This window comes from Colwellia sp. D2M02, assembly GCF_018860755.1.
GTDB lineage: Bacteria > Pseudomonadota > Gammaproteobacteria > Enterobacterales > Alteromonadaceae > Colwellia > Colwellia asteriadis.
Genome location: NZ_JAHKPW010000057.1, coordinates 1 through 22,192 on the forward strand (window position 1 = coordinate 1; position 22,192 = coordinate 22,192).

Annotated in this window: 27 protein-coding genes; 19 read left to right on the forward strand and 8 right to left on the reverse strand. The window is 38.9% G+C overall.

Annotation, left to right across the window (positions count from 1 at the left end):
* The first annotated feature begins 96 nt into the window (after positions 1-96).
* The 7 genes from tatA (at position 97) to hemB (ending at position 4,977) form a co-directional block, all read left to right on the forward strand.
* Positions 97-357, forward strand: a complete 261-nt coding sequence (gene tatA / locus KO495_RS09125) for a twin-arginine translocase TatA/TatE family subunit (protein ID WP_215980093.1) — start codon at positions 97-99, stop codon at positions 355-357.
* A gap of 3 nt (positions 358-360) precedes the next feature.
* Entirely contained in the window at positions 361-780 is a 420-nt protein-coding gene (tatB, locus tag KO495_RS09130) for a Sec-independent protein translocase protein TatB (protein ID WP_215980094.1), read from the forward strand.
* The gene (gene tatC, locus KO495_RS09135; protein WP_215980095.1) at positions 777-1,550 is read left to right on the forward strand and encodes a twin-arginine translocase subunit TatC; all 774 of its coding nucleotides are present in this window, start codon (positions 777-779) and stop codon (positions 1,548-1,550) included. The genes tatB and tatC overlap by 4 nt, the downstream gene beginning before the upstream one ends.
* Before the next feature lie 52 nt (positions 1,551-1,602).
* Entirely contained in the window at positions 1,603-2,160 is a 558-nt protein-coding gene (locus tag KO495_RS09140) for a hypothetical protein (RefSeq protein ID WP_215980096.1), read from the forward strand.
* 9 nt (positions 2,161-2,169) lie between these two features.
* Entirely contained in the window at positions 2,170-2,964 is a 795-nt protein-coding gene (locus tag KO495_RS09145; protein ID WP_215980097.1) for a TatD family hydrolase, read from the forward strand.
* A gap of 185 nt (positions 2,965-3,149) precedes the next feature.
* Complete coding sequence (locus KO495_RS09150) at positions 3,150-3,890, forward strand: GGDEF domain-containing protein (RefSeq protein ID WP_252738893.1); 741 nt, start codon at positions 3,150-3,152, stop codon at positions 3,888-3,890.
* A gap of 34 nt (positions 3,891-3,924) precedes the next feature.
* Positions 3,925-4,977 carry a porphobilinogen synthase gene (gene hemB, locus KO495_RS09155; RefSeq protein WP_215980098.1) on the forward strand — a complete coding sequence of 351 codons (1,053 nt, stop codon included), beginning with the start codon at positions 3,925-3,927 and terminating at the stop codon, positions 4,975-4,977.
* A 79-nt stretch (positions 4,978-5,056) separates the two neighbouring features.
* Here the strand turns inward: hemB and KO495_RS09160 are convergent, their stop codons facing one another.
* Positions 5,057-5,719, reverse strand: coding sequence for a glutathione S-transferase family protein (locus KO495_RS09160; protein ID WP_215980099.1), 663 nt, complete (start codon positions 5,717-5,719; stop codon positions 5,057-5,059).
* A 190-nt stretch (positions 5,720-5,909) separates the two neighbouring features.
* On the opposite strand from KO495_RS09160, the gene KO495_RS09165 reads away from it, so the two are divergent.
* Genes KO495_RS09165 through KO495_RS09175 form a run of 3 tightly spaced genes read left to right on the forward strand, consistent with a single transcriptional unit; the run spans position 5,910 to position 7,379 of the window.
* A complete protein-coding gene (locus KO495_RS09165) occupies positions 5,910-6,458 on the forward strand; it encodes a TetR/AcrR family transcriptional regulator (RefSeq protein ID WP_215980100.1) in 549 nt (182 codons plus the stop codon).
* Between the two features lie 16 nt (positions 6,459-6,474).
* The gene (locus KO495_RS09170; RefSeq protein ID WP_215980101.1) at positions 6,475-7,068 is read left to right on the forward strand and encodes a phosphoglycerate mutase family protein; all 594 of its coding nucleotides are present in this window, start codon (positions 6,475-6,477) and stop codon (positions 7,066-7,068) included.
* Positions 7,069-7,085: 17 nt separating this feature from the next.
* Positions 7,086-7,379 carry a hypothetical protein gene (locus KO495_RS09175; protein WP_215980102.1) on the forward strand — a complete coding sequence of 98 codons (294 nt, stop codon included), beginning with the start codon at positions 7,086-7,088 and terminating at the stop codon, positions 7,377-7,379.
* A gap of 2 nt (positions 7,380-7,381) precedes the next feature.
* Here the strand turns inward: KO495_RS09175 and KO495_RS09180 are convergent, their stop codons facing one another.
* Both KO495_RS09180 and rhlB read right to left on the reverse strand, forming a co-directional pair.
* A complete protein-coding gene (locus KO495_RS09180) occupies positions 7,382-8,383 on the reverse strand; it encodes a phosphatase (RefSeq protein WP_215980103.1) in 1,002 nt (333 codons plus the stop codon).
* Between the two features lie 33 nt (positions 8,384-8,416).
* The gene (gene rhlB / locus KO495_RS09185) at positions 8,417-9,694 is read right to left on the reverse strand and encodes an ATP-dependent RNA helicase RhlB (RefSeq protein WP_215980104.1); all 1,278 of its coding nucleotides are present in this window, start codon (positions 9,692-9,694) and stop codon (positions 8,417-8,419) included.
* A 178-nt stretch (positions 9,695-9,872) separates the two neighbouring features.
* On the opposite strand from rhlB, the gene trxA reads away from it, so the two are divergent.
* The 5 genes from trxA to KO495_RS09210 all read left to right on the forward strand — a co-directional run bounded on the left by trxA (position 9,873) and on the right by KO495_RS09210 (position 14,690).
* Positions 9,873-10,199 (forward strand): thioredoxin TrxA, encoded by a 327-nt coding sequence (gene trxA / locus KO495_RS09190; protein WP_215980105.1) that lies wholly within the window; start codon positions 9,873-9,875, stop codon positions 10,197-10,199.
* Between the two features lie 302 nt (positions 10,200-10,501).
* On the forward strand, positions 10,502-11,761 hold the full coding sequence (gene rho, locus KO495_RS09195) for a transcription termination factor Rho (protein ID WP_215980106.1): 1,260 nt from the start codon (positions 10,502-10,504) through the stop codon (positions 11,759-11,761).
* Between the two features lie 117 nt (positions 11,762-11,878).
* A complete protein-coding gene (gene ubiD / locus KO495_RS09200; protein WP_215980107.1) occupies positions 11,879-13,372 on the forward strand; it encodes a 4-hydroxy-3-polyprenylbenzoate decarboxylase in 1,494 nt (497 codons plus the stop codon).
* 31 nt (positions 13,373-13,403) lie between these two features.
* On the forward strand, positions 13,404-14,111 hold the full coding sequence (fre, locus tag KO495_RS09205; RefSeq protein WP_215980108.1) for an NAD(P)H-flavin reductase: 708 nt from the start codon (positions 13,404-13,406) through the stop codon (positions 14,109-14,111).
* 177 nt (positions 14,112-14,288) lie between these two features.
* Positions 14,289-14,690, forward strand: a complete 402-nt coding sequence (locus KO495_RS09210; RefSeq protein WP_215980154.1) for a GNAT family N-acetyltransferase — start codon at positions 14,289-14,291, stop codon at positions 14,688-14,690.
* Between the two features lie 25 nt (positions 14,691-14,715).
* On the opposite strand, the gene KO495_RS09215 is transcribed toward KO495_RS09210, so the two are convergent.
* From KO495_RS09215 to cyaY, 5 genes are read right to left on the reverse strand one after another with little or no spacing between them, the layout of a single operon-like run.
* The gene (locus tag KO495_RS09215) at positions 14,716-15,927 is read right to left on the reverse strand and encodes a heme biosynthesis HemY N-terminal domain-containing protein (RefSeq protein ID WP_215980109.1); all 1,212 of its coding nucleotides are present in this window, start codon (positions 15,925-15,927) and stop codon (positions 14,716-14,718) included.
* Positions 15,924-17,270: a uroporphyrinogen-III C-methyltransferase gene (locus tag KO495_RS09220; protein ID WP_215980110.1), complete on the reverse strand. Its 1,347-nt coding sequence runs from the start codon at positions 17,268-17,270 to the stop codon at positions 15,924-15,926. Before KO495_RS09220 ends, KO495_RS09215 begins: the two co-directional genes overlap by 4 nt.
* Before the next feature lie 35 nt (positions 17,271-17,305).
* Entirely contained in the window at positions 17,306-18,100 is a 795-nt protein-coding gene (locus tag KO495_RS09225) for a uroporphyrinogen-III synthase (RefSeq protein ID WP_215980111.1), read from the reverse strand.
* Positions 18,101-18,108: 8 nt separating this feature from the next.
* Positions 18,109-19,056: a hydroxymethylbilane synthase gene (gene hemC, locus KO495_RS09230; protein ID WP_215980112.1), complete on the reverse strand. Its 948-nt coding sequence runs from the start codon at positions 19,054-19,056 to the stop codon at positions 18,109-18,111.
* A gap of 40 nt (positions 19,057-19,096) precedes the next feature.
* Positions 19,097-19,420 (reverse strand): iron donor protein CyaY, encoded by a 324-nt coding sequence (cyaY, locus tag KO495_RS09235; protein ID WP_215980113.1) that lies wholly within the window; start codon positions 19,418-19,420, stop codon positions 19,097-19,099.
* Between the two features lie 157 nt (positions 19,421-19,577).
* Here cyaY and KO495_RS09240 point away from each other — a divergent pair, with 157 nt between their 5' ends.
* The 4 genes from KO495_RS09240 to KO495_RS09255 are packed head-to-tail and all read left to right on the forward strand — an operon-like array spanning position 19,578 to position 22,137.
* Complete coding sequence (locus tag KO495_RS09240; RefSeq protein WP_289847615.1) at positions 19,578-19,769, forward strand: lipoprotein; 192 nt, start codon at positions 19,578-19,580, stop codon at positions 19,767-19,769.
* Positions 19,769-20,599 carry a diaminopimelate epimerase gene (gene dapF / locus KO495_RS09245; protein WP_215980115.1) on the forward strand — a complete coding sequence of 277 codons (831 nt, stop codon included), beginning with the start codon at positions 19,769-19,771 and terminating at the stop codon, positions 20,597-20,599. The genes KO495_RS09240 and dapF overlap by 1 nt, the downstream gene beginning before the upstream one ends.
* A gap of 49 nt (positions 20,600-20,648) precedes the next feature.
* Positions 20,649-21,359 (forward strand): DUF484 family protein, encoded by a 711-nt coding sequence (locus KO495_RS09250; protein WP_215980116.1) that lies wholly within the window; start codon positions 20,649-20,651, stop codon positions 21,357-21,359.
* Between the two features lie 13 nt (positions 21,360-21,372).
* The gene (locus tag KO495_RS09255) at positions 21,373-22,137 is read left to right on the forward strand and encodes an HAD-IA family hydrolase (protein WP_215980117.1); all 765 of its coding nucleotides are present in this window, start codon (positions 21,373-21,375) and stop codon (positions 22,135-22,137) included.
* The last annotated feature ends 55 nt before the right edge of the window (positions 22,138-22,192 follow it).

The following is a 22,192-nucleotide window of genomic DNA, read 5'->3' on the forward strand; positions in this document are numbered from 1 at the left end:
AAGAAGTTAGGAAAAGTAAGTGCTAGAGAAACATTTGTTAAGCTGAACTAAGGTTATTTAGTTATCGCAACACTAAACAGTAGGAGTATAGTTATTATGGGTGGTATTGGTATTTGGCAACTTATTATTGTCGCCGTTATTGTCATATTATTATTTGGTACTAAAAAGCTACGTAATTTAGGTGGTGATTTAGGCTCAGCTATTAAAGGCTTTAAGAATGCAGTTAGCGATGATAAAGAATCAAGCGCTAGCACAGAAAAAACGTCAGAAGCACTTGCTGATAGCTCACCAGAGCAGAATAAAGCACAGAAAAACACCGCAGACACCACAAAAAACACAGAAAACCATCAGGCGTAAATTATGTTTGATATAGGTTTTTGGGAGCTCATGGTTATTGCCATCATGGGCTTAGTTGTTTTAGGTCCTGAGCGTTTACCTGTTGCTGTGCGCACAGTGAAAAGTTGGATAACAGGGGTTCGCCGTTTTAGTGATACCGTAAAAGCGGAAGTCACCGAAGAATTACGTATTCATGAACTGCATGCAAACTTAAAAAAAGCAGAACAGACTAATTTACAAAACTTAAGCCCTGAAGTCGCTGAATCACTGAAATCTTTGCAAGAAGCAGCAGCTATGGTCAATGAGCCTTACAAAAAAGTCGATGACTCAACCGACAATGAACCATTTTCGAATGAAAAACATGATACAAAAACGTTAGATAATTCGGTTGATAAAACATCTAGCTCTTCAGATAATTCAAAGAGTAATAAAACGGATTCATGAGTAATTCTTCCACCCCTAATAGCACTCAAAGTGCTAGCTTGTTTGATCACTTATTAGAGTTAAGAAATCGCTTATTGCGTTCTATTGTAGGCGTATTGGTGGTTTTTTGTTGTTTAGCCTATTTTGCTCAAGATATTTATCAATATTTAGCACAGCCTTTATTAGCGACTATGCCTGCCGGCTCTCAGATGATTGCAACGGATGTTGCATCACCCTTCTTTGCGCCATTTAAATTAACTATTGTTATTTCAGTGTTTATCGCGATTCCTTACATTTTATTTCAGCTTTGGTCATTTGTGGCACCAGGGTTATATAAAAATGAAAAACGTTTAATTGCCCCATTAATGCTGGGTTCCACATTACTATTTTATGGTGGTATAGCCTTTGCCTACTTTGCTGTATTTCCGGTGGTGTTTGCCTTTTTTACCTCAGTGGCGCCAGAGGGAGTGGTGATTGCAACCGATATTAGTAGTTATTTAGATTTTGTTTTAAAGCTATTCTTTGCTTTTGGTGTTGCCTTTGAAATCCCGATAGCCATAATTTTGATGTGTTGGACTGGGGTGACCACACCTGATAATTTAAGGGAAAAGCGTCCTTATGTTATTGTTGGCGCCTTTGTTATTGGTATGTTATTAACACCACCAGATATTATTTCTCAAACTATGTTAGCTGTACCTATGTTATTGTTATTTGAAGTAGGTATTATCATCGCTGCTATTTACTCAAAACCAGAAGATGATATCGCACCAGATATTGAGTCAAAAAACTAACTACAATAAGTCTAATTAAAAAATTAGTATTAAAAATACAAAGGTGTCGCTTGTGAATAATTTCAATAAAATTTTATGTCTTTCTTTAATAGCATTGCTTGGCTCTACAGGCGCTTATGCGATTGAACATGCTGATATTACTGAGGAAGTAAAACGTTGCGCTGGAGAAAATGATAATACTAAAAGGCTAAGCTGTTTTGATGCATTGTCTCAATCAGTTAAATCTACGCCAGTTATTTTAGCACCTGCTGCAGTAGGTAAATCTAGTACAAGTACTGTTACTACAGACACTCAAGTGGCTGAAAAAAACACAGCTCCTATTGTCCTAACGCAGCATGAAAAAGAAGAAGCTTTTGCTAAATCAGAAGAGGCAGCTTCAAATGAGCCTGAAATTACCAGTATTACTTTAACTATCGCCTCATTAAAGAAAATGCTAAGAGGTGAATGGAAAATCACTTTTACCAATGGTCAGGTTTGGAAGCAAAAAGGTAGTGAACGTTTATCTCTTAAAGCTGGACAAGAAGTCCAATTAAGTAAAGGTGCTTTAAGCGCTTATTACTTACAAAAATTGGATAGTAATAAGCGCATTCAAGTTAAACGATTAAAGTAGCGCAGAATTTTGATAGATATCGGGGTAAACCTAACCAATCAACGTTTTGATAAAGATCGTGTTGAGGTTATTGAGCGCGCTAAATCTCTTGGTATTCAGCAGCTATTGATTACTGGAACTAATGTTGAGGAAAGCCAAAAAGCGTTAGCCCTTTGTCATGAATACCAGCAGCAGTGGCAGGACTGTCTTTATGCTACGGTGGGAGTACACCCTCATGATGCCGATCATGTTAGCGCTGATTATATTGAGCAACTACAAATCCTTGCTAAAGATGATGTCATAAAAGCTATTGGTGAATGCGGCTTAGACTTTAACCGTAATTTTTCAGCGCCAGCCCAGCAAATAAAAGTTTTTAATGAGCAGGTCGTTTTAGCTGAACAGTTGCAAATGCCATTATTTTTACATCAACGCGATGCGTTTGAACCTTGGTTTAATACACTCACTCCCTATTTTAATCGCATTCCTGCGATGGTTTCTCATTGTTTTACGGGCAATGCCGATGAATTAAAACAGTGCTTAGATGCCGGTATGTATATAGGTATTACCGGTTGGTTATGTGATGAACGACGCGGACAAATATTACGTGATATTGTTAGTCATATTCCATTAGATAAGTTGTTAATAGAAACCGATGCGCCTTATTTAACCCCTAGAACTATTAGGCCTAAACCTAAAAGTAGCCGTAATGAGCCTAGTTACTTACCTTATATTGTTGCAGAGATATCAAAGATCACAGGTCTTGACCAAGATGAAATAGCTTGCCAAACTACGATTAACGCTAAACGAGTATTTAATTTACCTTAATGTGTTTATCTTTTTATAACGTAACCAAAGAATAAGATTATATGAAATTTGTAATATTGCGGTTTCTCTGGGTAACGCTAATGTTAGGCGCATTCTATATACCTGTCTGTCAAGCTAGCACAGTTGCAGCACCTCCTTCTCAAATATTAAACCTTATCCTGAGCTTTATATTGGGCGCCATCATAATGGGGCTTTTTGCTTTTTATCAGTGCCGTGCAACACGTCGGCAGTATCAAAAGAAAGACCTTGAATTAAAGCAAGCAATTACAGATATTGAACAGTCAAAGATAGCGCTACAGGCTTTAGTGGAAGAGCAGAAACAAAGTCAGGATTTACTAGAAGATCGTGTGCAAGAGCGAACATTAGAGTTAAATATTACCTTACAAGAATTAGAAAGTGTTAACCAAGAACTCGAACGAAAAAACGTATCAGATGAGCTAACAGGTTTACATAATCGTCGTTTTTATGATCAAAAAATTCAGGCAGAATATCGTCGTAGTCGTCGTAATTTAACGCCATTAAGCTTAGTTATTATTGATATAGATCACTTTAAATCAGTTAATGATACGTACGGACATTTAGTTGGTGACCAGTGTTTAATTTGGCTGAGTAAGCATATTCAAAAGAGCTTAAAACGTAGTACCGATAAAGCCTTTCGTTATGGTGGCGAAGAATTTTGTTTGATTTTACCTGATACTGATTTAACCGGTGCAATTGCCTTAGCTGAAAAGCTACGTGAAACTATAGCAACAGAGCATTTCCAGTTTGAACAGGCTAACTTTTCGGTCACTATTAGCTGTGGTGTTAGTACTTATCAACAGCAAAATGACGTAACTCCAGAGCAACTTTTTTCAGTTGCCGATAAAGCGTTATATAAAGCTAAACATAACGGACGCAATCAAACTCAATATCACCAATTTACATAAATACATTCTACTTTTTTTATTTTAGGAACTTGTTATGAACCACAGTGGCAATACACTTTTTGGTCAATTTCCCGCTAGACGTATGCGCCGTATGCGCGTTGATGACTCAACTCGCCGCCTAATGGCTGAGTCACAATTAACGGTTAACGATTTAATTTACCCTGTTTTTGTGCTTGAAGGTCAAAATCAACGCGAGGCGATTGCCTCAATGCCAGGAGTTGAGCGTAAGAGTATTGATTTATTGCTTGAAGAGGCACAAGAGTTAGTCGACTTAGGTATTCCTGCCATTGCCATATTTCCGGTAACACCAAGTGAATGTAAATCTTTGATGGCTGAAGAAGCCTATAATCCTGAAGGTTTAGCTCAACGTACAGTACGGGCGCTAAAAGCAAAATTTCCTCAACTAGCGGTTATTACCGATGTTGCACTTGATCCATTTACCACCCATGGACAAGACGGAATTTTAAGTGAGAGCGATGATAATCAAGCAGGTAAAGCGGGTTATGTTGTTAACGATGTCACCAAAGAAATTTTGGTTAAGCAAGCTTTGTCTCACGCAGAGGCAGGTGCCGATATTGTTGCCCCATCAGATATGATGGACGGTCGTGTAGGTGCTATTCGTGAAGCCTTAGAAAACCATGGGTTTGTTAATACAAAAATACTCGCATATTCAGCCAAATACGCGTCAAATTATTACGGTCCTTTTAGAGATGCGGTTGGTTCAGCCGGTAATATTAAAGGCGGTAATAAATACACTTATCAAATGGATCCTGCGAATAGTAATGAAGCATTGCATGAAGTCGCACAAGATATTAGCGAAGGCGCTGATATGGTGATGGTGAAGCCTGGTATGCCTTATTTAGATATAGTGCGTCGTGTAAAAGACACTTTTCAAGTGCCTACTTATGCTTATCAAGTCAGTGGTGAATATGCGATGCATATGGCGGCAATACAAAATGGCTGGTTAGCTGAAAAACCTTGCGTTATGGAAGGCTTGTTAGCCTTTAAACGTGCGGGTGCTGACGGTATATTAACTTATTTTGCTAAACAAGTGGCTCGTTGGATTAAAGAAGAGCATAGCAAGTAGAGACGTTAAACTGATATAAATTGAGAGACACTTTAAAAGCTGAGTTACGAAAGTAGCTCAGCTTTTTAGTTGAGTGGTGCTATATTTTAGCGATAGATTTATCAGGATTAGCGGTAAGTACTTTTTGACAAGAATCATGTGTCATTAACCGTGCTAAATACTCAGTGAGATTCGGAAAATCCTCAAGTAAATTAAAACCACTTGGTACGCTAGATAAATAAGCTAACATTGGTGCGAGCAAAGCATCGGCTATGGATAGGTTTTTACCGTCAATAATATCTCGCGTTGTTAGTTGTAACTCTATAACTTTAAGTGCGTTAGTTGCAGCTGGAATTGCTTGTTTCGCCACATCAAGTCTGACCTCACCATTTTCTCCCTTTGGGAAGGCAAACTCTATTAAGTAATCACGTATTAAAGCTTTATCAATATCTATTGATAAATGCGCGCAAAAAGCATCGTGTCGCGCGCGCGTTTTACTGTCATGAGGCTGCAATGCTTTGTCACTATCTAAATAGCGGCAAATACTCGCTGTTTCAGGCAGTATAAAATCATTTTCAACTAATACTGGAAACTTACCAAAGGGGTGTAGTGCAAAGTGCTGCTCACTATGAAATGGCACAGTAATAGAATTTACCTCGAACCCTGTTGTATAAGTAATATTCTTTTCTTCACAAACGAGCATCACCGAACGAACAAAGTTTGAAAAGCTAGCGCCGTAAATATGTACTTGTTTTGTTGTCATTGTATTTTCCTTAATGTTTACACTAGCAAGATGCAATAGTGTATTTACTTAAACTAGGATTACTGTAGAATTAATCAAAATATGTTCAAGAACATATTTTGATTTTGTAAAATACTCTATTTGAGCTTTGGTTGAGGGGTTATTCCTAGGAGTTCGAGTAGAGTGTTTTTATTAAGGGAGCTAAAAAATCATGGCTTGGCATAAAACGCATAAAGAAAATTCAAAAGATAAAATATTAACCAGTGCGGCAATGCTGTTTACACAGGGCGGTTTTGAGCAAGTTTCTATTGATGATGTCATGAAAAATGCGCAGTTAACTCGCGGCGCTTTTTATAGTCATTTTCGCTCGAAAAGTGATTTATATGCACAAGCTATTGCTAAAGCAGCGCAAAACGCTCAACAACGAAGACCAGAAAGTAGTAAGGCTGATATGGCGTTATATGCGCAGTATTATTTAAGTAAGCAGCATCGCGATGATGACCTTGCACAAGGCTGTCCACTGGCATTTTTAGTATCCGATATCACCCAACAAGACGAACAAGTTAGACAAGCTTATACTGAAACATTACAGCGCTTTATTGCCCAAGCAGAGCAATCTATCGAAACACGGGAGCAAACCCTGCAAAGTGTGGTTATGATGATTGGCGGCTTAGCTATTTCTCGAGCACTGAATGATACCAACCTCAGTAATGAAATTCTGGCAGCATGCCAGCAAGGCGTTTTTTCTTGTTCAAAATAAGCATTATGGAAGCACAATGGAAATTGTACTAATACGTCACGGTAAGCCCGTAACTGCCGAACAAGGCGAATATTCACCCAAATTATCTGCAGCAGGCTATGCTGCTTGGGTTCATGCCTATAATCATTCAAGCGTTATCCTAACAAGCAGACCTAAAGCGACAGCTATGATGAAATATAGTGAACATTATTGTATTGCTAGCAACCTTAAGCGCGCTATTGAGTCTGCGGTTATTTTTACGGGCGCTCAACCTGAACAGCAGTGGTCAATTTTAAGAGAGATGGATATTCCTCGTTATAAGCTACCTTGGCGATTAAAGCCTTATAGTTGGTTGGTATTATCGAGAATACTTTGGTTTTTGGGGGTGAAAAAATTAATGAGTACTAATGTTGAAAGCTTTAAACAAGCTAAACTTCGTATTCAAGGAGCTGCACACAAGTTAAATGCTTTAGCGAATGAGCAAGAGCAAGTGATTGTTTTTGCCCACGGTGTTACCAATCACTTTTTAAAAAGAGAGTTAATGAAACAGGGTTGGGTATTAACGCAAAAAAGTGATAAATTTTGGGGCGAAACCTGCTTGCGTAAAGCATCGATTAGCCACCTTGAATAAATAGCTAGGGTACAGTAATGACTTTTGAATTACCGATCATCGTATTAAATCTGGTGATTATTTTATTGGCCTACTTATGGTTTTACCCTACATCTGTTGGTAATAATATCAATAAAATAGCATGGTATGATTGTTTCGTTTCTGGCTTGGCATTATTAGTGGTTGGGTTTAAATATTGGGGCTCGGGGCAGGTTTTTTCGTTATTAGGCTGGGAAATGAACTGGTTTTGGTTTACCTTGCTGAGCTTTACCCTAATTGAAATTCCAATCTTGCTTTGGTACTTTCGACAATATCCACTCGAGGGTGAATAGGGCTATTTTATATGACTAAGCCAGCTGTTTTTTGGTAGCAATTCGAAAAGTAAACCTTCTCTTAAAGCGCCATGCGATAGTTGTAGTTCATTAATGTTTAAGCAAGTAAATAATGCGATAAGAATACTAAGGCCGCTGGCTAATACTGGGCAGCGATCGTCTCTTAAGCCAGCTATAGCAATATTGTCAATACACTGACAAGTCATTAAGTCTTTCTGTATCTCTTGTAAAAACGCTAACGTAATCACAGCAGGTTGTTGGCGGTAACGTAATATTTCAGCTAAGGCTTGCATAGTACCAGAGCTGCCAACAGTGGTGTGCCACCCTAAGTTGGTAAATTGCGTTTTAACCGAAGATATTTGCGCTGATGCGGCCGTTATTGCTTGTGAAAAATTAGCTTCAGAAAGCTGCTCATCGCTGAAATATTTAGCTCTAAAACTTACACAACCAATGTTCAAGCTCACTAAGGCTTTAGCAGTAACCCCAGAGCCGACAATAATTTCAGTACTCGCGCCACCAATATCAATAACTAAGCGCTTCATTATGTCAGCTGTGCTTGTTAATTCATTTTGTAGAGCAGCATGTGCAGAGGTGTAAGCTACGCCCGCATAAATAGTTTGTGCTTCTTGTTCGCCACTAAAAAGCTCAATGGGTGTTGGCAATATCTTATTTGCTTGCTGTATAAATTGATCGTTGTTGCTAGCAATACGCAGAGCTGCGGTAGCAACTATCTTGATATTTTGAACAGGAATGCTTTGTAGGTGTTGAGAAAGCAGCTGTAAACAATCAAGACCACGTTTTATTGCTTCATTACTTAAAACGTTATTGTTGTCTAAGCCAGAAGCTAAACGGACTTTGCTTTTTACTTTATCGACGATACTAACTTGGTTGCCATGCTTACCTGGCGTTAAGCGTGTAATCAGCAAGTGAAAACTATTAGAGCCTAAATCAACCACTGCATAGTGGTTGTTATCATAGTTTGGTATATTTTCAGGCTCTATCATAGTGAATTGACTATCTGTTTACGAAAGTATTAACTAATTGCGATTACCGCGATAGTTACTGTTACCTTGACGATTACCACCTGATCTATTGGCTGGCTTACCACCTGAGCGATGACGTCGTTGACGTGGTTTCGGCTTAGGTAAGTCTTCTAATAGTGCATCATGATCATATTTAGTAACGGGTAGCTCATGTTCAATATACTGCTCTATGGCAGGTAAATTAAATACATATTGCTCACACGCTAAACTAATAGAGTGACCAGTAGCACCAGCACGGCCTGTACGGCCAATACGGTGAACATAATCTTCACAATCATCAGGTAAATCGTAGTTAAATACATGGGTTACACTAGGAATATGTAAACCACGCGCGGCAACATCGGTCGCCACTAAAATATCAAGAGTGCCTTCAGTAAAGCCTTCTAATATTTTTAAACGTTTTTTCTGCGGTACATCACCTGTGAGTAAACCCACACGTAACTTATCAGCGTGCAAATGATCAAAAATCTTTTCACAAACATGTTTAGTATTAGCAAAAATAATGGCTTTTTCTGGCCAATCTTCTTCAATTAATGTTTGTAACAAGGCCATTTTATCTTCATTAGAAGGGTAAAATAGTTCTTCAGAAATACGAGTGTTGGTTTTATCTTCTGGTGCTACTTCAACGCTAGTTGGCTCATTCATATGGTCGAATGCCAACTCTTTTACTCGAAATGAAAGAGTCGCAGAGAATAACATGCTCAAACGCTCAGTCGCAGGAGGCATTTTATTAAACATATAGCGAATGTCTTTAATAAAGCCTAAATCGAACATACGATCCGCTTCATCAAGTACAATAACTTCAATGTTTTTTAAGTTGTAAATACCTTGCTTCATGTAGTCAAGTAAACGTCCACAAGTGCCAATAAGAATATCTACACCCGCTTCAAGTTCTAAACGTTGACTTTCATAACCTTCGCCCCCATATACAACACCAAGGCGTAAACCTGTGCTTTTAGCCATTTCTGTTGCATCACGATGAATTTGAATAGCTAACTCACGTGTAGGCGCCATAATCAAAGCACGTGGCTGATTATGTTCAGGTGCAGGCTTTTGTAAAAGGTGATGAAAAGTTGCCGCTAAAAAGGCGATAGTTTTACCTTCACCTGTTTGTGCTTGGCCTGCTATGTCAGTGCCTTGTAACAATACTGGTAAGGATTTCGCTTGAATATTTGTGCAATATTCGAAGCCCATGGCGTTTAATCCGGTCACTACTTGCGGAGCAAGATTTAGGTCAGCGAATTTTGTTTCTGTTAAATGTGTTTTTTTCATGGCGCTAGCTTAACACCTTTAGTTAAGTAATCACTAATTAATTGCATAGTTGACAGGTAAATTAATTGTTTGGGTTATAGGCTATATTAAAAAATAACTTGAAAATATAGGCATTAAATAATCTTAAATGTATAATCGAAAATATAAGGCGCTTTAGCCATAACGAACGGAGAATGTGATGAGCGATAAAATTGTTCAGCTAACTGACGATAGTTTTGAAGCAGATGTATTAAATGCATCGGATTTAGTATTAGTTGATTTTTGGGCTGAATGGTGTGGTCCATGTAAAATGATAGCCCCAGTACTTGATGATATTGCTACTGAATATGAAGGTAAAGTGACTGTTGGTAAATTAAATATTGACCAAAACTCAGAAACACCACCTAAATATGGTGTACGTGGTATCCCAACATTATTGTTATTCAAAGATGGACAGGTTGCCGACACTAAAGTAGGTGCCTTATCAAAAACTCAATTAAAAGAGTTTTTAGATAAAAATCTTTAATAGTAAAAAAAGCCTAACAATAGTTGTTAGGCTTTTTTGTTTAATTAGTTTGTTGAGTAAGTAGTAGCTCAGTAGCAGATTTAGAGATAGTTTAATCTTGGGTAGTTTAAAAATATTTGCTTACATTTTAATCGTACCTTTACCTCTTCAAATTTTAATGCTAAATTTAACTCCTGAGTACAAAATAACATCTCATTTTATCCCTATTCTTATTGTAATTTATAAACATAAACACATTTGAAATATATTGTCGTCGGCAATCGCCCCAGACACATCACTTAAAATAGTCTAAGAAACCCCCTATGAACCTTACTGAACTGAAAGAAAAATCCGTTAGTGAATTGGTTAAGCTTGCTGAGTCATTAAAGCTTGAAAACCTTGCGAGAACACGTAAACAAGATATTATTTTTGCTATTTTAAAAGCACACGCTGAAGGCGATAATGATATTTTTGGTGGCGGTGTATTAGAAATATTGCAAGATGGTTTTGGCTTTTTACGCTCAGCCGACTCGTCATATTTAGCCGGCCCAGACGATATTTATGTTTCACCAAGTCAAATACGCCGTTTCAACATGCGTACTGGTGACACCATTCAAGGTAAAATTCGCCCACCAAAGAAAGGCGAACGTTATTTTGCCTTACTTAAAGTCGCTGAAGTAAACTTTGACCGCCCTGAAAATACTCGCAATAAAATCTTATTCGAAAACTTAACACCAATTCACCCAACTGATCGTCTTTCAATGGAGCGCGGAAACGGCTCTACAGAAGATATTACCGCACGTGTTTTAGATTTAGCTTCACCAATTGGTAAAGGCCAACGTGGTTTAATTGTTGCACCACCTAAAGCGGGTAAAACACTTTTATTACAAAATATTGCACAAAGCATTGCTTACAACCACCCTGATGCTGAGTTGATGGTACTACTCATTGATGAGCGTCCTGAGGAAGTAACCGAAATGCAACGTCTAGTACAAGGTGAAGTAGTTGCCTCAACGTTTGACGAGCCAGCAAGTCGCCATGTACAAGTGGCTGAAATGGTAATTGAAAAAGCTAAGCGTTTAGTTGAGCATAAAAAAGACGTAGTTATTTTACTTGATTCAATTACTCGTTTAGCGCGTGCTTATAACACCGTTATTCCATCATCAGGTAAAATTTTAACGGGTGGTGTTGATGCGAATGCGCTACACCGTCCTAAACGCTTCTTTGGTGCCGCACGTAATATTGAAGAAGGTGGTAGCTTAACTATTATTGCTACTGCATTGGTAGAAACTGGCTCTAAAATGGACGAAGTTATTTACGAAGAGTTTAAAGGGACAGGTAACATGGAATTACACCTGTCACGTAAAATTTCTGAAAAACGTGTTTTCCCAGCCATTAATATTAATCGCAGTGGTACTCGTCGTGAAGAGTTAATTACTAAGCCTGATGAACTACAAAAAATGTGGGTTTTACGTAAAGTCGTTCATGAAATGGATGAAATAGGCGCGATAGAATTCCTTATCGATAAGTTAGCAATGACTAAAACTAACGATGAATTTTTTGATTCAATGAAACGTAAGTAATTCAAAAGCTATGTAAGTTAATATAGCCATGCTGTATTGACCGACTGTTTTGCCAATACTTTATTAAACAAAGCCAGTCACATTGACTGGCTTTTTATATTGAAAATATAACGCCTTATGAAATACAGTGATTTAAGAGATTTTATTAATCAACTTGAAAAAATAGGTCAGTTAAAGCGCATTACTGCGCCTATTTCAACACATTTAACAATGACAGAAATTAGTGATAGAACCTTGCGCGCGCAAGGTCCTGCATTGTTATTTGAAAATCCCGTTGATGAACACGGTAAACCCCACGGTATGCCAATTTTAACCAACTTATTTGGCACACCAGATCGTGTGGCGTTGGGTATGGGACAAGATAATGTAAGTGCATTACGTGACGTTGGTAAACTACTTGCTATGTTAAAAGAGCCAGAGCCACCAAGTGGTTTTCGCGATGCTTTAGGTAAAATACCACTTTATAAACAAGTGCTAAACATGCCGGTTAAGAAAATAAAAAAACCTTTATGTCAGCAAATTGTTTTATCAGGCGATGAGGTCGATCTAACAAAGTTACCCATTCAAACTTGTTGGCCTGGCGATGTTGCGCCTTTAATTACTTGGGGCTTAACTGTTACACGAGGCCCATTTAAAGAGCGTCAAAACTTGGGTATTTATCGTCAACAAGTGCTCAGTAAAAATAAAGTGATTATGCGTTGGTTATCTCACCGTGGTGGAGCATTAGACTTTCAAGAATTTAAAAAAACGAACCCTGGTGAAAAATACCCGGTATCAGTGGCACTTGGTGCCGATCCTGCGACTATTTTAGGCGCGGTAACGCCAGTACCTGATACACTTTCTGAGTATGCATTTGCAGGGTTATTACGTGGTGCTAAAACCGAAGTAGCTAAATCGATTAGTAATGATTTAGAGGTACCTGCAACGGCTGAAATTATTTTAGAGGGTTACTTAGACCCAGAAGAAACCGCACCAGAAGGCCCGTATGGCGATCACACCGGCTATTATAATGAAGTGGATGACTTTCCAGTATTCACAGTAACGCATATTACAATGCGCAAAGATGCTATTTATCACAGCACTTATACCGGCAGACCACCAGATGAACCTGCTATTTTAGGTGTGGCATTAAATGAAGTATTTGTGCCGATTTTGCAAAAGCAATTTCCTGAAATTCAAGACTTTTACTTGCCACCTGAAGGCTGCTCTTATCGCTTAGCGGTAGTGACCATTAAAAAACAATATGCAGGTCATGCAAAACGCGTCATGATGGGGGTTTGGTCGTTCTTGCGACAGTTTATGTACACCAAGTTTGTTATTGTTTGCGATGATGATGTTAATGCGCGCGATTGGCAAGATGTCATTTGGGCAATGACTACACGTATGGATCCAAGTCGCGATACGGTACTTATTGAGAATACACCGATTGATTACCTTGATTTTGCTTCACCGGTTTCGGGTTTAGGCTCAAAAATGGGGATGGATGCAACCAATAAGTGGCCAGGAGAAACTGACCGTGAATGGGGGGTTCCTATTGAAATGACACAAGCTGTTAAAGATGAAGTGGATGGTCTGTGGGATGAGCTCGCTATTATTCCACCAACAGTATAGACACAACAAAATGAGAGATAAGGTTAACTTAATGAAAACAATTAGCTGTAAAATACAATCACTTAGTTCACTTACGCCACACGTGTTTAAAGTGCTATTAAAGCCAAGTGAAAAAATAGATTTTGTTGCAGGTCAATACTTGAACTTTGTTATGACTGAAAAAGATAAGCGTCCATTTTCAATTGCTAGCTCACCTAATAGCGAATTAATTGAATTGCAAATTGGTGCTTTTGTTGCCGATAGCTACCCAATGCAAGTGATCGACCGTATTAAAGAAAGTGTTGAAAATAATAGCGATGTTACGGTTGAAATGGCATTAGGTAATGCACAATTACGTACAGAAAGCGAACGACCGCTGTTATTACTTGCTGGTGGCACAGGGTTTTCTTACATTAAATCAATGTTTGAATTTTTAGCAGAACAAAAATCACAGCGTCCAGTGCATGTTTACTGGGGTTTGCGTGAAGAAAGCGCCTGTTATGAACTTGCTGAAACGGCGGCGACTATCGCTAAACTACCTAACGCGACTTTTGTACCTGTTGTTGAGCATGCTACTGATAGCTGGCAGGGTAGAACGGGTTTAGTACACCAAGCTGCTATGAATGATATTGCTAGCTTTGAAGGGTACGATATTTACCTTGCGGGTCGTTTTGAAATGGTTGGCGCCATTCGAGGCGACTTTGTTGAACACGGCGCTTCTTTAGAGCATATGTATGCTGATGCCTTTGCGTTTATTTAAATAAAAGGGTGCTGACTCGTGAATTGAAATATAGCTAGATGACTTGTTCTTTTAAACTGAGCTTGGGATATTTAGTTATATTTTAGGATAAAGCTGGGGGGAAGTGTGATAACTCAGGAGAGTAAGGCAAATAATTCTGCCTCGTTAACCTATAAAATAACAACCAATAAAGCTGAAATGAACAATGATGCGGTTCATAGCTATTTATCCCGCTCTTATTGGGCGAAAAATATTCCTAAAAGCGTTGTTAAAACAGCGATAGAAAACTCGTTATGTTTTGCAGTACTTGCGATTATTCAGGGGAAAAGCACACAAGTCGGTTTTGCAAGAATGATCACCGATTATGCAACGGTGGCTTATCTTGCGGATGTTTATATTTTAGAAGAACATCGCGGTCAAGGCTTAAGTAAAAAGCTGATGGCTGAAATTATTCAGCATCCTAAGTTGCAAGGATTACGGCGTATGCTACTTGCGACATCAGACGCTCATGGTTTATACCAACAGTTTGGCTTTAAGGCACTCGCTAGCCCTGAAATATTTATGGAGCTATGGACACCTAATATTTATCAGGTAAGCTAGGCACCGCGAGTGAGCAGCTTCTTATTTATAGTTTATTAGCTTTCAACCAAATCTCGTTTGCGGCTTGATATTGCTCTTGTGCTGTAAGGGCTTGTGCTAGCGCCGCCAAGTCTTGTTTATCGTATTGCACGCCATAACTTTCTTCTTCAAGCTTAATCAAGCTACGTAGGGCTTTTTCGGCCATAGAATATTGTCCGCTGTGTAAGGCTAAATGTCCTAAATAGCTTAACCACTTACCACTATGAATGTTGCCGTGCAATTTCTTCTGCGCTAATACGATAAGTTCATCGGCTTGTTTAATAGGAAAGTTACGTACTTGTTTTAATAGCTCAGCACTTGGTGATTTTTTCAATAATGGCAGCAGCACTTTGGTTAGCGGTGTAATTACATTATGCTCTGCCAGTACCTGACAATAAGCAAATAAAATGCTTTGATGTTGTTTGAGTTTACGGCTAACTTGTTGCCAATTTGACTCTAATTGCGCTTGTCCTTTTGTTGACATACTGTGTTTGAACCAGCCGTAATAGGCCTTTTTTTCCCATGCCTCAACCACTTGTGACGTTAGTTCTTTTTTCCTGTACGCAGTATTTAAATGGGTAATAGCACTTTCAAAGCGCTGCTCAGTTAAACATAAATCTATTTCTAAGCTTAATAAGCGAGCGTCATGACCAATGAGTTTATGATGCTCGTCAATTAATGCTCGGGCTTTAGCATTGGCTTCGGCTTTTTTCTGATTCATTAATAGCTTAATTTTTACAATGACACTTTCTAACCCAAGCTCTTTAAGGTGCATTGTTTCTTTTTCTAACAAGGTAAGATAGTGGTTAGTGTTATCTTCTAAACCTTGTTTTTCAGCCGCAGATGCTGCCAGTAAGTATGCGCTTTGTTTGCGCTTAGAAGGGGCGGCACTTTTCGAAAACAATTGCTCTGCTTGTGCGTAATCTTCTAGCACGTATGCAGCTAAACCTTTATTAAAATTAGCAATGCCACGACGTTGTCCAGCAAAAGCTATTTTGCGCCAACCGCTGAAGCTAAACGCCACACCATGGTGCAATATTTTATAAGTGATAAAACCAAGTACGGTAATTAACGTTAACCAAAAAATGGGCGTATAAGCAGTAAACTCATAAATATAACCGCCAATAGACACAACAACATAACCCGGATCATCAATGAGAAAAGAACTTAGCGCGATAACTCCAAATACGATAAGTAAAATAATGATTAAACGAATCATAACGTACCCTCATCGTTAGCTGCGTCTTCTGCTTCGTCTGCTTTTATTGCTTCAGGCTCAACTTGTTCTGGCTCTGGTGCAACAGCTGACTCATTCAACAGTTGTTTAATTGCGGTTAATGAATCTAAATGGCTAGGGTAGTTATAATCAATAACATGCTTTTTAGCCGCTTCTACTGCACTATAGAAGTTTTGGTTAACCGTCGAGGTCATATCAAAAAATTGCTTAAGCCACTCTTGAATATCGAGTAATGTTTGTTTATATATTTCTGGTTTATGTTCGCTAGCTGACCATTGGGCAAGCTGTATTTTTAAACTTAAATTTTGTTTTAAGTTTTGCTGCTGTCCTGGTGCCATTAAAGGCTCTATGTTGCCGGTGCGTCGACGTACTACGATAAAGTCGTTAAAAAATCGCTGCCACGTTTTTCCTAGGTTACTTTGCCAATCACTAATATCGTTTGATAATTCAAGATCTTGTTTGGTGAATGCGTCGTTTGCTTGAGGGACATTAACTTTAGCTAACGGTAATGATGCAACTTGTTTATTTAATGCCATTAAATGCAAAATAGCGTTTTGAGTATCAAGTGTTGGCATTAAGGCTAATGCTTCAATATCTTGGCGAATTAACGAACGTATGGGTAAAAATTTTGGTTGTTTTAACTCTTCAAGACGGCTATCTGCTTCTTTCAGTAAACTAATTGCAGCGCGAGTATCTTGTTCTAACCACATAGTTCTTGCTGCTACACGAATTAAGTACTCACTTTCGTGAATTAACCAGTCACTTGGATCTCGCTGCTTAAGGCTTTTTTCTAGTCGTGTAATTTTATCGTTAAATTGCGCTAGTTCAGCTTGGTTAGCGGCCTGATTTTGTTGGCTGTATTGCTGTAATTGACGACTAAATTCTTGTTGCTGTTTTTGCAATTGAGTTTGCAGTTGCTGTGAAAGCGCAGTACCAAGAGAGCTTTCTAATTGTTGCTTATGGTCTTGCAATGCTTGTGTGGTTTGGGCATTTTGGTTGGTTGCATGCAATGATGATTGCTGCTCTTGCCAAAAATAATGGCCAACTGATGCCGCTATACTAAGCAAGGCAATGAGTAAGGCGAAAATAGCCAGTTTTGATATTCTTTGTTTTGGTGTGACAGCACTTCTACTTGGTTGTGCTGTACTCGCGGCAGGTTTTTTATTTGCTGTTTTAGTATTAGCTGTAGTGCTGTTTTTTGATTGATTTTTTTCTGATGAAGTTGACGATTGAGCGGTGTTAGTTTTATTTTCAACAACCAGTGTTTTTTTATCAGTAGCGCTGTCACTAGCTTTACTTTGAGTCGGTTTATCTTTATCTAACATAATTTAATTCCATCGTTAGTTAAGCTACAGAGTACTTACATGGTGTTTTTCTGTAATTGCTTGAGTGCATCGCATATTTTTTGGCTATTTGCACCTTGGCTATTGATTACTTGGCGTAAGCCTAAGTGCTTAGCATTATCGGCAATGCGTTGGCTAACCACGACCCAAACACACTGTTCACGCCAGAAGTTGTTTTGCTCATCATTATCGTCAATGAGTTTTACTAATGTAGTTAATATATCGTTACTTGTGGCGACAATACAGTTTATTTTATTGCTTTTCCAACGTGTTAGTTGTTTTTGTGACAAGGTTTTCCATACGCGTTGGTAGCTTTCAATGTAATGAAGGTCAGCGCCACGTGCCGTTAAAGTATTGGCAATATGTTCTCGGCCACCATTACCGCGAAAAATAACGACTTTTTTATTGGCTACGTTTTGTAGTTCAGGTAGTTGTAATAAGCCTTCGCTTGTTTCGGCTAAAGGTGCTTGCGGCGATAATACATTTTCAATACCTAAACGCTCTAATGCTACTTGGGTTGCTTGACCCACAGCAAAAAATTGTATGCTGTTATTCGTTAACGTTAATACTGATGTTAATGGGTAACAAGCATCAGTATAGGCTACCGCAGGTGCACTGACAAAAATGACAATATCAACATCAGCCATTACAGCGTTAATGTCTGCTGTGGTTGCACTGGCTTTATAATCAAATAATGGTTGAATAAAGCTGCCAATGTTTACTGTTTGTAACTGTGCGGCGAGCTGTTCTGATTTTTCTTGAGGCCGAGTTAACAATACCGTTAACTCGGTTGTTACTATTGTGGGTAGCATATCAATGATTACGCGTCGTTATCGGCATACACTTTTTCGAGTATTTTGTCGGCGCCACGACTTAACAACACTTGTGCAAGTTGCTCACCTAAAGCTTCACCTTGAACTACGGGGCCAGATATTTCGCTTTCAATTAATTCGCTTCCGTCAACTGCGCCCACTAAACCTCTTAGGTATATAGTGCTGTTATTTTCGCCTTGTAAAATAGCGTAACTACCAATAGGTACCTGACAGCCACCTTGTAGTGCTTTGTTCATTGCGCGCTCAGCTAAAACGCGGGCACGTGTAATAGCACATTCTAGTGGTGCCAATAATGCTTTTATATTTGCATCGTCACTACGACACTCAATACCTACAGCGCCTTGCCCATTAGCAGGCAACATTTCTTCAGGCTCAATATACTGGCTAATACGGTCGCTCATTTTTAAGCGAATAAGCCCAGCAGAGGCCAGAATAATGGCGTCATACTCGCCGTTATCTAATTTACTTAAGCGGGTGTTAACATTGCCGCGTAAATCACGAATATCTAAGTCAGGGCGTTTTGCCTTTAACTGACATTGACGTCGTAAACTTGAAGTACCAACAATGGCACCTTGCGGCAATTCACTTAAATTTTTATAAGTATTTGAAACAAAAGCATCACGAGGGTCTTCACGTGGACAAATAACTTCTAAACCTAAGCCTTCAGGAAAGTCTACTGGTACATCTTTCATTGAATGTACGGCAATGTCTGCACGACCTTCAAGCATTGCTACTTCAAGCTCTTTTACAAACAAACCTTTACCGCCTACTTTTGCTAACGGTGTGTCTAGAATAATGTCGCCTTTAGTGGTCATTGGCACTAATTCAACAGTAATATCAGCATGAAAGTGCTCTAACTGTGCTTTAACATATTCGGCTTGCCATAAAGCAAGAGCACTTTTACGGGTCGCAATGCGTACGGTGGTATTTGTCATGTATGTTTCCAGTGTTCTGTGTATTTAATCTATTATTGAGCTATTCTTCAGCGCTTAATGTTACCGAAACCTCGGCTTGTGTACTTACCGCGCTTGATAAAAACTGCCAAAATTCTTCACCACCACGTTTATCTATCCATTGTTCGTTTTCAAGATGAAAGTGATGACCATTAAACTTGGTCGCGACCCAGATTTCGTGCAAGGGTGCTTGTTTGTTAATAATGATTTTTGTGGTGTTTTTAAAGGTAAGCGTCAGTAGTCCGCTAACACCTTCATAATCAATGTCGACACCGGTATTTTCAATTGCTTCTTCGACAGCAAGTAATAATTCATCGGTGATTAGGTTATATTGACTATCGTTCATTGTTTATCCTTTCCTGGGTGGCAAAGCTTGCCAAACAGATAATGTCTTTAAGTTCGCTAAAGCATGTGAGTATAATAGCAATCAGATAAAATAAATACCTGTTAAGTTAAGCAAAAAAGCTTGATTGAAACGACTTTCATGGCAGAAATGGCAAATTATGCAAAACAAATCCTTAAATTTTGTGCTTTTGGTGACATTTTTAATGCTGACACTCTTGTCTGGGTGCGGTGCTAAAGGTGATTTATATCAAACTCCTGCGCCTGAGGCGGTTGAAAATAACGAAGATGTTGATGAGAGTACCACCAAGAATAAGCAACCTGTTGAAACCCCATTAAAGAAGTCACCGTAATGTTAGTAAACTTTTCAAAAATGCATGGCTTGGGTAACGACTTTTTGGTGCTTGATAATGTCACACAAAATGTTTATTTATCGAAAGAGCAAATTATGCAGTTTGCTGATAGAAACTTTGGTGTTGGCTTTGATCAACTGTTAGTGGTTGAGCCGCCTTATGATCCCGATTTAGACTTTCATTACCGCATTTACAATGCCGATGGCAGTGAAGTAGGGCAGTGTGGTAATGGCGCTCGTTGTTTTGCTAAGTTTGTGCGTATGAAAGGTTTATGCAATAAGCATAAAATTAAAGTGTCAACCAGCACAGGCAAAATGAATTTGCACATTGAGCGCGACGGTAATATTTCGGTGACTATGCCAGTACCACAATTTGAACCGGCTAAAATTCCGTTTACCGCGCAAAAAACAGAAGGCACCTATATTTTACGTAGCGATAGTGAAACTGTGTTATGTGGCGCAGTGTCTATGGGTAATCCTCACTGTGTGGTAACCGTTGACAGCGTACTTGATGCGCCCGTTGAACAGTTAGGTTACGAGTTATCAACTCACGAGCGTTTTCCTGAAGATGCCAATGTTGGCTTTATGGAAATAGTTGCTCCCAATTATATTAAATTACGGGTTTATGAGCGAGGCGCGGCTGAAACATTAGCCTGTGGCAGTGGGGCTTGTGCTGCTGTGGCTATTGGCCAAATGCAGAAAAAACTCGCCAAACAAGTCACGGTAGAATTACCCGGTGGAAAATTACGAATTTTTTGGCAAGGCCCAGGTCACCCGGTAAAAATGTCGGGGCCAGCGGTGCATGTCTTTGATGGTCAATTATCAATTTAGATAATACCCCTATAATTATTAATAGCAGTGACTAATAGAAAGAATAACTATGAATGATGTAAACGATATACAGCAAAGTATTAATGCCGACGAAATACCGTTAACAGATGAGTTGGTACTCACTTACTTGCAAGATAACCCTGAATTTTTTAATCGTAATCCAAGCTTAATGAGTGGTTTGCGTTTACAAGATGAGCAACGAGGCACTGTTTCTTTAGTTGAGCGACAGCAGCAGCAATTGCGTGTAAAGGTACACGGCTTAGAAGATGAAATTACGCAGTTAATGTCGGTTGCTAATCATAACGAACAATTGTTCTCACTTTATAGTGATTTATATTTACGTTTACTTGATTGTCAAAGTGCGGGTGAGTTACTTGATTGCTTACACCAAACTACCACTGAATTATTATCATTGTCGGCGTTTAAGTTATGGCTAGTTGATAGCAGCACGGCAGGTATATCGCACCATTGCTTATCTGAAAATGATTGTACCGGTGTAATGCAAAACCGCTTAACACACGAAGAATATTACTTTGGTCGTTTACAAGCGAGCGAACAAGCGCTGATTTTTTCTCAGCAATGCACGGGATCAGTGGTATTAATTAAGCTGGTACATGATGAAAAAACCTTAGGATTTTTAGCGATTAGCAGCAAAGATGCCCATCACTTCGATCCTCGTATGGATACACTATTATTGAGCCAGTTTAAGCGCTTAGTCGCTAAACTATTAATGCAGCACTTAGCTTTACCTACCGCTTAGAGACCAATTATTAATGCAGTTTTATCGCCGTTTAAATACTTTTAAAGCCATTAGTTTTGACCTTGATGATACCCTTTATAACAACAAGCCCATCATGATCGCTATTGAGAAAAAAATGGTGAGCTATTTCGATGACTTGTTAAATACTGGTGTTACTGAAAAAACCGTGTTTAACCGCCGTTATTGGGCGCAATATCGCGATGCAGCGATTAAGAAGTCGCCCGATATCACGCATGACGTGGTGGCACTACGCTATGAAAGTTATCGCTTGGGGTTATTAGATCGTAACTTTGATGACACAACAGCTCAACAGCAAGCAAAAGCGGCATTAGATTATTTTATTGAGTTACGTAGTGACTTTAGTGTACCGCAGGCAAGTATTGATTTGCTTGCAACGTTAAGTCAACATTACCCGTTGGTGTCGATTAGTAACGGTAATGTTGATACCAAAGCCTTAGGCATAGATCAGTATTTTATCCATATTTACCATGCCGGCTATCAGCCTGAAGAGTTTATACAGCAGCATCAGCAACAGGGCGAATTACTCAAACAAAAACCCGAAACTGATATGTTTGATCGCGTTTGTCAGCAACTTAATATTTTACCTAGCGAATTATTGCATGTCGGAGATTGTGGCTTAGCTGATATTCATGGTGCCCTTGAAGCAGGCTGTCAAACCGTGTGGCTACCACATTACGGCGTGGGTAAAGCACTAAAGCAGTTACCGCATATTGAACTAAATGATGTGTGCGAATTAACGCGATTGCTTAACTACTAGCATTCACTATTTTATGTATGTTTTACTAATGCTAATCCACTGTATATAATAACAG

Bases quoted from the DNA above. Each gene is read 5' to 3' on its own strand.
- tatA (WP_215980093.1), top strand. From the start codon at position 97: ATGGGTGGTATTGGTATTTGGCAACTTATTATTGTCGCCGTTATTGTC.
- tatB (WP_215980094.1), top strand. From the start codon at position 361: ATGTTTGATATAGGTTTTTGGGAGCTCATGGTTATTGCCATCATGGGC.
- tatC (WP_215980095.1), top strand. From the start codon at position 777: ATGAGTAATTCTTCCACCCCTAATAGCACTCAAAGTGCTAGCTTGTTT.
- KO495_RS09150 (WP_252738893.1), top strand. From the start codon at position 3,150: ATGGGGCTTTTTGCTTTTTATCAGTGCCGTGCAACACGTCGGCAGTAT.
- hemB (WP_215980098.1), top strand. From the start codon at position 3,925: ATGAACCACAGTGGCAATACACTTTTTGGTCAATTTCCCGCTAGACGT.
- KO495_RS09160 (WP_215980099.1), bottom strand. From the start codon at position 5,719: ATGACAACAAAACAAGTACATATTTACGGCGCTAGCTTTTCAAACTTT.
- KO495_RS09165 (WP_215980100.1), top strand. From the start codon at position 5,910: ATGGCTTGGCATAAAACGCATAAAGAAAATTCAAAAGATAAAATATTA.
- KO495_RS09170 (WP_215980101.1), top strand. From the start codon at position 6,475: ATGGAAATTGTACTAATACGTCACGGTAAGCCCGTAACTGCCGAACAA.
- KO495_RS09175 (WP_215980102.1), top strand. From the start codon at position 7,086: ATGACTTTTGAATTACCGATCATCGTATTAAATCTGGTGATTATTTTA.
- KO495_RS09180 (WP_215980103.1), bottom strand. From the start codon at position 8,383: ATGATAGAGCCTGAAAATATACCAAACTATGATAACAACCACTATGCA.
- rhlB (WP_215980104.1), bottom strand. From the start codon at position 9,694: ATGAAAAAAACACATTTAACAGAAACAAAATTCGCTGACCTAAATCTT.
- trxA (WP_215980105.1), top strand. From the start codon at position 9,873: ATGAGCGATAAAATTGTTCAGCTAACTGACGATAGTTTTGAAGCAGAT.
- rho (WP_215980106.1), top strand. From the start codon at position 10,502: ATGAACCTTACTGAACTGAAAGAAAAATCCGTTAGTGAATTGGTTAAG.
- ubiD (WP_215980107.1), top strand. From the start codon at position 11,879: ATGAAATACAGTGATTTAAGAGATTTTATTAATCAACTTGAAAAAATA.
- fre (WP_215980108.1), top strand. From the start codon at position 13,404: ATGAAAACAATTAGCTGTAAAATACAATCACTTAGTTCACTTACGCCA.
- KO495_RS09210 (WP_215980154.1), top strand. From the start codon at position 14,289: ATGAACAATGATGCGGTTCATAGCTATTTATCCCGCTCTTATTGGGCG.
- KO495_RS09215 (WP_215980109.1), bottom strand. From the start codon at position 15,927: ATGATTCGTTTAATCATTATTTTACTTATCGTATTTGGAGTTATCGCG.
- KO495_RS09220 (WP_215980110.1), bottom strand. From the start codon at position 17,270: ATGTTAGATAAAGATAAACCGACTCAAAGTAAAGCTAGTGACAGCGCT.
- KO495_RS09225 (WP_215980111.1), bottom strand. From the start codon at position 18,100: ATGCTACCCACAATAGTAACAACCGAGTTAACGGTATTGTTAACTCGG.
- hemC (WP_215980112.1), bottom strand. From the start codon at position 19,056: ATGACAAATACCACCGTACGCATTGCGACCCGTAAAAGTGCTCTTGCT.
- cyaY (WP_215980113.1), bottom strand. From the start codon at position 19,420: ATGAACGATAGTCAATATAACCTAATCACCGATGAATTATTACTTGCT.
- KO495_RS09240 (WP_289847615.1), top strand. From the start codon at position 19,578: ATGCAAAACAAATCCTTAAATTTTGTGCTTTTGGTGACATTTTTAATG.
- dapF (WP_215980115.1), top strand. From the start codon at position 19,769: ATGTTAGTAAACTTTTCAAAAATGCATGGCTTGGGTAACGACTTTTTG.
- KO495_RS09250 (WP_215980116.1), top strand. From the start codon at position 20,649: ATGAATGATGTAAACGATATACAGCAAAGTATTAATGCCGACGAAATA.
- KO495_RS09255 (WP_215980117.1), top strand. From the start codon at position 21,373: ATGCAGTTTTATCGCCGTTTAAATACTTTTAAAGCCATTAGTTTTGAC.